Origin of the sequence: Lacihabitans sp. CS3-21 (assembly GCF_024343675.1) — a bacterium.
Lineage (GTDB): Bacteria > Bacteroidota > Bacteroidia > Cytophagales > Spirosomataceae > Leadbetterella.
Window position 1 is genome coordinate 1 of sequence record NZ_RJUD01000024.1, and the last position, 11,971, is coordinate 11,971.

At 36.1% G+C, this 11,971-nt stretch carries 10 protein-coding genes; all 10 read left to right on the forward strand.

The genetic code is table 11. The features are described 5' to 3' along the window. Positions 1-67 precede the first annotated feature (67 nt). A complete protein-coding gene (locus tag EGI24_RS13255; protein WP_255048158.1) occupies positions 68-844 on the forward strand; it encodes an enoyl-CoA hydratase/isomerase family protein in 777 nt (258 codons plus the stop codon). A 174-nt stretch (positions 845-1,018) separates the two neighbouring features. Beyond that, complete coding sequence (locus EGI24_RS13260) at positions 1,019-2,680, forward strand: glutamine--tRNA ligase/YqeY domain fusion protein (protein ID WP_255048911.1); 1,662 nt, start codon at positions 1,019-1,021, stop codon at positions 2,678-2,680. A gap of 27 nt (positions 2,681-2,707) precedes the next feature. After that, positions 2,708-3,427: a TIGR00730 family Rossman fold protein gene (locus tag EGI24_RS13265; protein WP_255048912.1), complete on the forward strand. Its 720-nt coding sequence runs from the start codon at positions 2,708-2,710 to the stop codon at positions 3,425-3,427. 95 nt (positions 3,428-3,522) lie between these two features. Further along, on the forward strand, positions 3,523-4,383 hold the full coding sequence (locus tag EGI24_RS13270) for a hypothetical protein (RefSeq protein WP_255048913.1): 861 nt from the start codon (positions 3,523-3,525) through the stop codon (positions 4,381-4,383). Positions 4,384-4,409: 26 nt separating this feature from the next. Beyond that, positions 4,410-4,853 carry a hypothetical protein gene (locus EGI24_RS13275; protein WP_255048916.1) on the forward strand — a complete coding sequence of 148 codons (444 nt, stop codon included), beginning with the start codon at positions 4,410-4,412 and terminating at the stop codon, positions 4,851-4,853. 122 nt (positions 4,854-4,975) lie between these two features. Continuing rightward, positions 4,976-7,060: a phosphate acetyltransferase gene (gene pta / locus EGI24_RS13280; RefSeq protein WP_255048917.1), complete on the forward strand. Its 2,085-nt coding sequence runs from the start codon at positions 4,976-4,978 to the stop codon at positions 7,058-7,060. After that, positions 7,057-8,244 carry an acetate/propionate family kinase gene (locus EGI24_RS13285; protein WP_255048918.1) on the forward strand — a complete coding sequence of 396 codons (1,188 nt, stop codon included), beginning with the start codon at positions 7,057-7,059 and terminating at the stop codon, positions 8,242-8,244. The genes pta and EGI24_RS13285 overlap by 4 nt, the downstream gene beginning before the upstream one ends. Positions 8,245-8,677: 433 nt before the next feature. Further along, positions 8,678-9,298, forward strand: coding sequence for an L-lactate permease (locus EGI24_RS13290; RefSeq protein WP_255048919.1), 621 nt, complete (start codon positions 8,678-8,680; stop codon positions 9,296-9,298). A gap of 54 nt (positions 9,299-9,352) precedes the next feature. Then, positions 9,353-9,856 (forward strand): GNAT family N-acetyltransferase, encoded by a 504-nt coding sequence (locus EGI24_RS13295; RefSeq protein ID WP_255048920.1) that lies wholly within the window; start codon positions 9,353-9,355, stop codon positions 9,854-9,856. A 281-nt stretch (positions 9,857-10,137) separates the two neighbouring features. Then, positions 10,138-11,775, forward strand: coding sequence for an erythromycin esterase family protein (locus EGI24_RS13300; RefSeq protein WP_255048921.1), 1,638 nt, complete (start codon positions 10,138-10,140; stop codon positions 11,773-11,775). The last annotated feature ends 196 nt before the right edge of the window (positions 11,776-11,971 follow it).

Genomic DNA, 11,971 nt, shown 5'->3' on the forward strand with positions numbered 1-11,971 from the left:
CTGCCTTAATTTTTGATTTCAGAATAAATTAACGAAATTTGATTTTCATCATTAAATAAAAAATCAAATGTTTGACACGCTCCTCTATGAAGTGAAGGACGGTAAGTGCTATATTACCCTCAATCGCCCCGAAGTTTTTAATGCACTCAATAACAAGCTATTAACAGAGCTAAATAAGGCTATAACCCATTGTCAAAACGATGAATCCATTAGAGTAGTCATCCTTTCTGGTGGAAGTGGCAAAGCTTTTTGTTCTGGGGCAGATTTAAAATCTGGAATAACAGACTCGAACCTTGGCAATGTTCTAAAGGCTACTTATAACCCACTAATTACGGGTATGAAGGCTTTGAAAAAGCCCATAATATGTAAACTAAACGGAATGGCTGCTGGTGCTGGAATGTCACTTGCTTTGGCATGTGATGTGATAATTGCAGACAAAGACACCTATTTGACAGAACTTTTCGTTGGAATAGGCTTACTACCTGATGCGGGTTCTATGTATTTTTTACCTAGATTAATAGGAACCTTGAAGACCTTTGAACTTTGTAGTACTGGTAGGAAAGTATTTATGGAAGAGGCTCTTCAGCTTGGCTTGGTAAACAAAATTGTTGATTCAGCGTTTTTAACTGAGGAAGTGGAAAAAATGGCAGATTTTTATGCCAAATCAGCCACAAAAAGTATTGGCTTGATGAAAAATATCTTAAATAAATCGTTTGAAAATGACCTTGAAGGTGTCCTTAACCTTGAAGCAGAAGGCCAAACCCAATGTGGTTATAGCCATGATTTTGCAGAGGGTGTAATGGCCTTTTTACAAAAAAGAGAAGCCAGTTTTCAGGGGAAATGATACAAATGTATGTATTAGAAAATTATTAATTTATTTTAGAGATATTCAGATTAATTATAAAATCAATATATTTTTTAGGATTAAATCAAGTTGCCTTTGCAAAACACCAAACTCAAAATACAATATTAGAAGTGCTTTTTATAAATTAGCTTTTTGGTACAACAAACATCGAGTATGTCAGAAACAATTAAAGAACGTAGTTTGAATTTCGTTGAAGAAATCGTCGAAGCTGATCTAAAATCAGGAAAACATAATGGCAGGTTGCTTACACGTTTCCCACCTGAACCTAATGGCTATTTACACATTGGCCATGCTAAATCCATTTGTTTAAATTTCGGACTAGCTCAAAAATATGGTGGTGGCACTAATCTTCGTTTTGACGACACCAATCCAGTAACCGAAGACACAGAATATGTAGATTCTATCAAAAATGATTTGAGGTGGTTAGGTTTTAACTGGACCAACGAAATGTATGCTTCTGACTATTTTGACCAACTCTTTAAATATGCAAAAAAACTCATTACCAAAGGCTTAGCCTATGTAGATGACAGCTCTGCTGAGGAAATGGCCACTCAAAAAGGATCCCCGAACGCTCCGGGAGATGAAAGTCCATACAGAAACAGAACGGTAGAAGAAAATTTGAGCCTGTTTGATGGAATGGCCAATGGCGATTTTGCTGAAGGAAGTAGAGTATTAAGAGCAAAAATAGACATGACATCTAGCAATATGCTCATGCGTGACCCTATTATTTATAGAATTAAGTTTGCGGAACACCACCGTACTGGCAACAAATGGTGTATTTATCCCATGTATGACTTTGCTCACGGGCAGTCAGATTCAATAGAAGGAATTACGCATTCAATTTGTACACTCGAATTTGTTTCTCACAGAGAATTGTACGATTGGTTTTTGGAACAATTAGAGATTTTCCCTTCTAAACAATATGAATTTGCTCGCTTGAACCTCACCTACACGGTTATGAGTAAGCGAAAGCTGCTTCAACTGGTCAACGAAGGTCATGTAACCAGCTGGGACGACCCACGAATGCCAACCATTTCTGGTATGCGAAGACGTGGTTACACACCTAAATCTATCGTGGATTTTTGTGATAGAATAGGCGTTCAAAAAAGAGACAACCTAATAGATGTCAGCTTATTAGAGTTTTTTGTTAGAGAAGACCTCAACAAAACCTCCACAAGAGTTATGGCGGTTTTTGAACCTTTAAAAGTGGTCATAACCAATTTGCCTGATGGAGTTGTGGAACCTTGTAGCCTCGAAAACAACCCTGAAGATCTAGAATCTGGACATAGAACGGTGAATTTCACAAAAGAGATTTATATAGAACAAGGGGATTTCATGAAAGAACCTCCTGCTAAATACTTCAGACTTTCTCCAGGCAAAATGGTAAGGTTAAAAGGTGCTTACATCATTCAGTGCGACGAAGTCATTGAAAATGAAGACGGTAGTATAAAAGAACTTCATTGCAGCTATATTCCTTCCTCAAAAAGTGGTGCTGACGAAAGCGGCATAAAGGTAAAAGGTGTGATTCAATGGGTAAGTGCAACGGAAGGTATAGCATCTGAAATCAGAATTTATGATAGGCTTTTTAAAGTAGAAGACCCCAGTTCAGAAGAAGGCGATTTCAAAGAATACATCAATGAGAATTCACTTGAGGTTTTAACTGCTTATGTAGAACCCTCACTAAAAGATGCCAAACCTGGTGACAGATACCAATTTATGAGGAATGGATATTTTGTACCAGACACTGACTTTTCTTCACAAAAATTAGTCTTCAACAAAACTGTAGGTCTGAAAGAGGGTTTTAAAGTGGGTTAATTCTAATACAACAAAATTGACAATATAATGGGAGGTGGTCCTCGCTCAGAAATTGAATTCTTAGACGGTCCAAAATCAAGGTGGACAGAGTTAAAGTTTACTTTTAGTGTTTTCAAAGAGTTTATCAATGGCTTTAGAACACTTCACTTCGTTGGCCCTTGTGTTACCGTATTTGGTTCAGCCAGATTTACCGAAGAAAATAAATATTATCAGGACGCCCGAAAACTTGGAGCAGGCTTGGCACAACTTGGCTTTACCATATTGACTGGTGGTGGCCCAGGTATTATGGAAGCTGCCAACCGTGGGGCAAAAGATGTTGGCGGAAAATCCGTGGGATGCAATATTGTGCTGCCATTTGAGCAAAAACCAAATCCATACCTCGACAAATGGATGGATTTTGAATACTTCTTTGTTAGAAAAACACTTCTTATTAAGTATTCATACGCTTTTGTTATTTGTCCGGGCGGATTTGGAACTTTAGATGAGTTTTTTGAGGCACTCACACTCATTCAGACTGGGAAAATAGAGAAGTTTCCGGTGGTTATTTTTGATGATGGATTTCATTCAAATATCATTGACCATATAAAATATATGATAGAAAAGAAAACCATATCTAAAGATGATGAGCATTTGTTCCTGATTACAAATGATGTGGAAGAAGCTATTTCTTACATAAAAAGAAAGACTGAAACTGGTTTTGGGTTAAAATATAAACCTATTAAGTGGCTGGGTGAAAGTAAGGGCTAAGTCAAGGTATTTTCTGAAACTAAATCTAAACAAATCAATCAAAAATAGTATTTTTGGGAAACACTAAGTGCCAAACTAGAAGTAAAACCAAATTTATGAAAATACTATTTTTCGTCTTTTGTTTCCAAGTTATTTCATTTGCCCAAAACGGCACAGAAATTTATTTGCTCGAAATCCAGAAAACATCAGATGGGTTCAATATTCAAAACCCAGTAAATATCTCTAATAGAACCGGTTACGACAATCAACCTAGTTTTCATCCCACCAAATCATTGATTTATTTTAGTTCTCAAACAAACAGTCAAACCGACATATATGCTTATAACTATAACTCAAAAAAACTTACTCAAATCACTAACACCGAGGACTCTGAATACTCCCCTACTGTAACTCCAGACAAAGATTTTTTTTCCTGTATAGTTCAAAGAAAATCAAATGGAGACCAAGATTTGGTGAAATTCTCGATAAAAAATCCAGAAAAATCAGAGATAATATTAGAATCGCAAAAAACAGGAAAGGTTGGATACCACGCCTGGAGTCCTGATAACAAGTTGATTACTTTTGTTTTAGGTGAACCAAATACACTGCAACTGTTTGAAAATAAATCAAAATCTGGAAATATTCTTGGAAAAAACATAGGTAGATCTTTACATTATCTACCTCATAAAAAAGCATTTAGTTTCGTTGAAAAGGAGGGTGAAACCTGGAAAGTAAAACTATTGGATCCAGAAAATCAGACGATTTCAGTTTATACTGCTGCTTTACCAACCTCCGAACAATACAATGCTTGGGATAAAAATGGGATTTTGTTTGGTACTAAAAACGAGGGACTTTACTTTTTTGAAGAAAAAACCAACTCTTGGAAAGAACTAACTTTACCACCAAACTTACCAAAAAATAAAATTAGCCGATTAGCTATAAAAAATCAATATTTGGTTTTGGTCATCAACGAATAATTATCATTAAAAACAATATTTAACGAATGAAAAAACTAGTTATAAGCTTACTATTTGGTCATACAGTTTTGTTTTCTTGTCAAACAGAGGAAGGAAACGAAAAACTTGCTGATGCAGGACAAACTGTTGGAAAGTCTGCTGCAACCATTGCTAAAAGCGTAAAATCGGGCATTGAACAAGCTACTAAAATAAAAATTGACCTATCAGAAAACCTTAAAAACAGAGGTTTATCGACAGGCAAGATAACTTTGGGTAGCAAAGGAGGCAGACACAACCTGCTGAATGTTTATATGATTTTTGACAAAAAAATCAATAGAAATGTTACCATGAAAGTATTGGACGCTGAAGGACTAGAACTTGGTAGAACAAAAGTACTTGTAAAAGGAGAGCCAGGAGATGCCAAATTCATAGACTTCGTTTTTGACACCCGAACCAACATCGACAGAGACAACAAAATTATTATGGAATAAAAGTAAGCGTCAATCAAAAAATCATTCGGCTATTTTTTATGACCAATGAAGCATTTTTTAATGATTTGCTATATTAATTACGTTCAATTTCGAGGTTAATTTTGCACCAAACCAAAGAAAAAATGACAAAAGGAATTTATATAGCTTCCATAGAAGACCACAGCGGCAAATCACTTGTTTCACTGGGGTTGATGCAGAATTTATTAGGAAAAATGCCCAAAGTTGGATATTTCAGGCCAATGGTTGAAGGTGGTGAAAAAGATAATCATACCCAGATTATGCTTTCACATTTCAATCTCAAACTTACCTATGACCAAGTAGTTGGTATCACGAGAATAGATGCTGTTAACCTAATAAATAGCGGAGAAACTGGCGAATTGATTGACTTAATTATATCAAAATATAAACAGATAGAAGAACAATACGACTTTGTGTTGGTTGAAGGTACTGACTTTACGGGAGATGGAAATCTGGTAGAACTCGACATCAACGTACTGATAGCCAAAAACTTAGGTCTTCCTGTGATTTTAATAGGAAATGGTATAGGAAAGTCAAAAGAGGAATTGACCGCAAGTATGAAGCTTGCTTACAACTCCTATCACCAAAAGGAGGTTCAGATTATAGCCATTATCAACAATAAAATCTTGCCTGAAAACCTTGAAGTGGCCAATGCTGCGATGAGAAGCTTTCTCCCAAAAGATATTGAAGCTTATGCTATCCCACGAATTGGTTCATTGTTAAACCCAACCATGAAAGAGGTGGCGAATGCATTGAACGCCAAAATTCTGTTTGGTGAAGAATTTATGGAAAACCAAATTGGCTCAATAGGTGTGGGTGCAATGCAACTCCGAAATTATCTTCCTCAAATAAAAGAAGACAATTTAGTAATAACACCTGGAGACAGAGCAGATATTATTTTAGGAGTTTTGCAGGCCAATATTTCGAAAAGTTATCCTAGAATAGCTGGAATTATATTGACCGGCGGCCTTTTGCCTGAGGAACCTATCATTAAACTGATAGAGGGTTCGCCCCAAATTGTACCCATTTTGACCGTTGAAGAGGGAACATTTCAAGTTGCCAATCTTGTAGGTGATTTAAAATCAAATATTTATGCCTCCAACAATAAAAAAATCCAGACTTCTATCGAAACTTTTGAACATAATGTACCCATTGGAGCTCTACTAGAAAAACTCATGCAGTTTGAAAATAAAGGGCTTACTCCACGGATGTTTCAGTACAGTTTAATTAGAAAAGCTCAAAAAAATAGAAAGCATATTGTATTGCCTGAAGGTACTGATGAGAGAATTATACAGGCCGCTGCAAGGCTTATCAAATCTGATTTAGTGGAGATCACGCTTTTAGGAAATCCTGAACAAATCAAAGAAAAAGCGATTCAGCATGGCATTTCTCTGGATTTTAGCAAATTGCACGTAGTTGATCCAGTAAAATCTCCAAATTTTGAAGATTATGTGGAAACCATTTACCAGCTACGCAAACACAAAAATGTAAACATGGATATAGCCAGAGACCTTATGTCCGACGTTTCGTATTTTGGCACGATGATGATTCACAAAGGTCATGCAGATGGCATGGTGTCGGGTGCCGTACATACCACACAGCATACGATAAGGCCAGCTTTGCAGTTTATAAAGACCCGCCCTGGCGTAAATATCGTTTCTTCTGTATTCTTTATGTGTTTGGAAGACAGGGTTTCTGTCTTCGGCGACTGTGCTATCAACCCCAACCCTACTGCACTAGAACTGGCCGAAATTGCCATTTCATCTGCGGAAAGTAGTTTGGCATTTGGCATTGAACCCAAAATAGCCATGCTCTCCTACTCTTCTGGCACTTCAGGTAAAGGTGAAGATGTAGAAAAAGTAAGAGAAGCCACCGAAATTGTAAAAAAAATGCGGCCAGACTTGAAAATCGAAGGACCGATTCAATATGATGCTGCGGTAGACATGGAAGTTGGGAAAAGTAAACTACCCAATTCTGAAGTAGCCGGGCAAGCGAGTGTTTTAATTTTTCCTGATCTCAACACAGGAAACAACACTTACAAAGCCGTTCAAAGAGAAACGGGAGCGTTGGCCATAGGACCTATGCTTCAAGGACTTAACAAGCCAGTAAACGACCTCAGCCGTGGCTGTACGGTAGACGATGTGTACAATACGGTCATCATTACGGCAATTCAAGCACAAGATTTATGAAAAAAATATTAGTTATTAACTCGGGAAGTTCATCGCTAAAATTTCAGTTAATTGCTATGCCCGAGGAAACTGTCATCGCTTCCGGATTGGTCGAGCGAATCGGAATGGATGACGCCATTTATAGTTTTGAGTCCATCAAAAACAAGGATACCAAAATATTAAAAATCCTTGACCACCATCAAGCTCTGGAGTTGGTTGCTATTTTTTTGTTAGCTATCGATTTAGGCGTAATTGCTAGTCCAAAAGAAATTGACGCTATTGGTCATCGGGTGGTGCATGGAGGTAAACATTTTTCGGATACAACGCTCATTACCAATGAAATAAAACAAAAAATTCATCAACTATCCAGTTTGGCACCCTTGCATAATCCACCCAATTTGGTAGGAATAGAGGTAGCAGAAAAAATATTCCCGGATGCCAAACAAGTGGCGGTTTTTGACACGGCTTTTCACCAAAGTATTCCAGAAAAAGCTAATCGATATGCCATTCCGAAGGAACTTTACGAAAAAGAACACATTAGATTATATGGTTTCCACGGCACAAGCCACAAATATGTCAGTGAAAAAGCTACGGCGTATTTAAATAACCCAAAATCTAAAATCATTGTGCTGCATTTAGGAAACGGATGTAGTGCCACCGCCATAAGTGCTGGAAAAAGTGTGGATCATTCTTTGGGTTTTGGCCCACTTACTGGTTTGGTAATGGGAACTCGAAGTGGAGATATTGACCCTGCTATTATTCTGTATTTGATGGAAACCAAAGGCTACAGCTATCAAGAAATCAGCAACTTACTCAATAAAAAAAGTGGCATGCTTGGTCTAACGGGTTTTAGTGATATGCGGGAAATTCAAAAAGGATATACCAATGGTGATCCTGATTGTATAATCGCTTTGGAAATAACCGTCCACCGCATCAAAAAATACATTGGAGCTTACGCAGCGGCCATGAATGGGCTCGACGCATTGGTTTTTACGGCTGGAATTGGTGAAAACAGCTCCATGTTGCGTGAAATGGTATGCTCTGAGATGGACTTTTTAGGAATTGAGCTTAGTCAAGAAAAAAATAACTCGAAAGAAAAAGGAATCAGAGAAATACAGTCTGACAACAGTAAAGCCAAGGTGTTGATTGTCCCTACCAACGAAGAGCTGGAGATTGCGAAACAATCTTTTCAATTGATAAATTAAAATTCAACGTCAAGCGGATAAATAAAATCAAATTTGACCTTTTTTCAGCCTGCACTGTTTGAACACAATCAAAATTCTCAATACGAGAAAGTTAAATTGCATAAATAAATGATTTTGAGAATTTTGAGTGTGTGAGTTTGCAGGCGGTCGGCCGCTGCCGTGCAGTTTTTTTTGGGGTCCGACCCCTCGGTTCGTTTTTTTTCGAAAAAAAAGGAAGGCGGACGGCTAGTTGCCCAGGCGGCAGCCGACTCAATGAATGTGATAGTTTTTTTTCTATTTTTAACAAAAATGCAATCTAAAACTAGATTAAAGGCCTATTTCTTTATAAAAAATATTAAACCGTTTGACAGAAATAAAACTCAAGAATTGGTTTTGGATTAAAAAGCAAGATTTATAAAGAATATACTAAATTTGCACCCTAAAACTTCAACAAATGTCAGAAAACCTCTTTGAATGGATTGGCTATGCAGCTTCATTGATTGTAGCAATTTCGCTGGTGATGTCTTCGATTGTCAAATTTCGTTGGATAAACCTTTTGGGCTCAGCACTTTTTGCTGCTTACGGGTTCTTGATTCAAGCTTGGCCGGTTTGTTTTTTCAACAGTGCCATCGTATTTATAAACCTCTACTTTTTGTATAAAATATATTCAAAAAAAGACGAATTCAAGATTATCAAAACTTCTGAGAATGAGTCGCTTCTGAACGAATTTGTAAACTTCAACAAAAAAGAAATAGAGAAAATAAGTCCGGATTTTGACTTTAAGCTGAGTGACAAAGAATATAATTATTTCATTACCAGAAATATGGTATTGGTTGGTTTGTTTTTGGCACATAAAGAATCCAGTAGAATTTTATGCATCGATTTGGATTTTGTAACACCACAATACCGTGATTTCAAAAACGGGGCATTTTTGTATAATTCCCTTCAATCAAGCTTTGAAAAATCAGGAATTGACACCATAAAGGAAATAGCAAAAACCAATGCTCACGCAAATTATTTAAAGGAAATGGGCTTTAAAAGTGAGGACAATCATCAGTTTACAAAACATATTTAAAAAATTCATCTAATTTTACGTCGAAATAAAGCGTGAAAAAGGAGACCAAAGAGAATGATTGAAACCGAAAGACTCATATTAAGACCCTTAAACCACAGACAACTCGAAAAATACATAAAACTTGACAATTCCTTAGAGGAAGAGCTCAAAGTTAGACCCACCAAACGAGAAATTTCGCCCGACTTGATGGAAGCTCTTGAATATTTTATCATGCCCAATGTGGCAAATCCACTAAAAAATCACCTTTTCTTTACACTTTGGACGATGATTTGGAAAGAAAAAAACTGTTTGGTGGGTGATTTGTGCTTTGTAGGAGAACCCAACGAACTCGGGGAAGTTGAAATAGGCTACGGCACTTATGAGAACTTTAGAAACATGGGCTTTATGTCAGAGGCGGTATCCGGCATCATCAATTGGTTTAAACCTTATTTAAACGGCGTTTTGGCCTCCACCGAAAAAGACAATCCTGCCTCCGCAAAAGTTTTATTGAAAAACAATTTTGTGACCTACTCCAACGATGAGCAACTGGTGCATTGGAGGATGGATATTGCGAGGTGAAGATTACATTATAAAGTGGATTACAAATACTTCTTTATCTAGCTTCGATCTGTTTTTCAGATCATGTCGAAGAGCTGGCAAAAACCTTTATACGAGCTATTGATATAGTTTTCATTTTTTTTATGACATTTATCTTAAAATTACAATATCCTCGTTTCTTACCCAAAGCTTTTCAATATAATCAAAAAAATGTCATCTAAGATGAATTCTCACTTCCCAACTAAGGGCAATGACATCTGTGAATCTAAGATACAATTTTAATGAAAACCATTGCAAGATTTATGAAATATTCACCAGCAAATTCAACTCTACTTAAATTTTCGTTTACACTTCTATTCTCCATATCAGTAATTTTCTGTGTCGGGCAAAACCAATACGAGAATTTGATAAAACAAAATTTCAAAGTCCTTTCTTCCGACTCAAATAATGTAAAACTTGAGAATTTTGACTTTGAAAAAATTATTGATTTTCCGACAAACCATATAAAAGTTTTGTCAATAGGCGAAGCCGTCCATGGTTCTGACGAAATATGGCAGTTACAGTCAAATCTGGCAATTTATCTAGCCACAAAAGAAGACTTTAAAACTATCGTTCTGGCTGAGTTTGGATTTATTAACGCTCTGAAATTAAACTCCTACATACATTCTAAAATTGACTCAATCGACAAAAAACTCATGATCCCAAAGACTTTTTTTGATAGACTACGAGTTCTCAATCAATCAGCTCATAAAGATAACCAAATCTCTATATTTGGTACAGATAGAGATGAATATAAAGATATCATAGAATATTTAAATTCGATTGGAGGAAACATGCAGGATTCCATTTGGAAATACACAATTATTCAATTAGAAAAGTGTCTTCTCGAAAAAAAAACAAACTATGCGATAAGTAATGCCTTGGTACTTACAAACCAGCTTAGACTCATGGCATTTAACGAGGGAAAATCTTTAAATGTAAGTCGTTATGACGCAAAGATTCTATTACAAGTCTTGGGTAACTTAAAACTAAACTTGGAATGGGAATTCAGCGAAAAAGAGGCTATGTTGAACCGAGACAATATCATTTTTGAAAATATTAATTGGATTTATCAGGAATTAGGGTTGTCAAAAATTGGGATTATATATTCCCATAACTTCCATGGTAATAAAATTACTTTGTTCGAAGGGCATAAAAACAATGGCATAAAGGCCTACGGTGAACTGCTTAAAAATACTTTTGGGGAACAATATTATTCAATTGGAACTGAAGTTCATTCAGGCAAGTACCGCTATGGTGATATAAAAGAAGTTGTGACACCCAGTAATAAACTCGGTACCACAATAGCTAATCAATTTCCATTATGTCAAATTGGAATTTTTTCTGATTCTAACGAAACTTGTGATAACTATGATTTAGAATCTTTGACAATTACCTATGGTACAAGTGTTAGTTCTGCCGAATTTATTGGCTCCAATATTTGTAAAGCGTTCAACAAAATTATATATCTCAAAACAATTGCTCCCGTCCAAGTATATTCTTCAAAGATTGCAACTTTCCATCTTCTACTATCTTCAAAAAAAGAGAGGGAAATATTATCCAAAAGCAAACTAACTATATCAGCATCAGCTACATACATCAAAGAAAGCAAAAAAGGCAGTAATTTTATTTCGATATACTTTCACGACAAGAACTCAAATCAACTTTCGGCAAGTAAACTCAATGATTTGACCAAAAACAACGAAATAATCATTCCTAAAAATGCGGAAAAGATATCAATCGGATGGAATTTAGTAGACATTCATGCTTTACAACTGAATTCCATGACCCTCAATAACAAGCAAGTGGATTTAGATACACTCTCTTTTTATGATTGGAATGAGAATTATAACCTTAAAAAAGAGCAAAACAGATACATTGTCGAATTGAAAAGTGATTAACAAAAAAATGAACCTAAAATAACTTTTAACACTTGATTGTATTTTTAAACCCCCAGTTGCAAGGAATTAAAAATGAATGCTGAAATACAAGAAATTGAACGGTAAAGAAATGAACTTCCACCCAACAATATTCCAAAGCCCACTTGCATTGCTCACAGATTGTGCTTTAATTTACTTTTTGGATTACATCAAAACT

Bases quoted from the DNA above. Each gene is read 5' to 3' on its own strand.
- EGI24_RS13265 (WP_255048912.1), top strand. From the start codon at position 2,708: ATGGGAGGTGGTCCTCGCTCAGAAATTGAATTCTTAGACGGTCCAAAA.
- EGI24_RS13285 (WP_255048918.1), top strand. From the start codon at position 7,057: ATGAAAAAAATATTAGTTATTAACTCGGGAAGTTCATCGCTAAAATTT.
- EGI24_RS13290 (WP_255048919.1), top strand. From the start codon at position 8,678: ATGTCAGAAAACCTCTTTGAATGGATTGGCTATGCAGCTTCATTGATT.
- EGI24_RS13255 (WP_255048158.1), top strand. From the start codon at position 68: ATGTTTGACACGCTCCTCTATGAAGTGAAGGACGGTAAGTGCTATATT.
- EGI24_RS13295 (WP_255048920.1), top strand. From the start codon at position 9,353: ATGATTGAAACCGAAAGACTCATATTAAGACCCTTAAACCACAGACAA.
- EGI24_RS13300 (WP_255048921.1), top strand. From the start codon at position 10,138: ATGAAATATTCACCAGCAAATTCAACTCTACTTAAATTTTCGTTTACA.
- EGI24_RS13260 (WP_255048911.1), top strand. From the start codon at position 1,019: ATGTCAGAAACAATTAAAGAACGTAGTTTGAATTTCGTTGAAGAAATC.
- EGI24_RS13275 (WP_255048916.1), top strand. From the start codon at position 4,410: ATGAAAAAACTAGTTATAAGCTTACTATTTGGTCATACAGTTTTGTTT.
- pta (WP_255048917.1), top strand. From the start codon at position 4,976: ATGACAAAAGGAATTTATATAGCTTCCATAGAAGACCACAGCGGCAAA.
- EGI24_RS13270 (WP_255048913.1), top strand. From the start codon at position 3,523: ATGAAAATACTATTTTTCGTCTTTTGTTTCCAAGTTATTTCATTTGCC.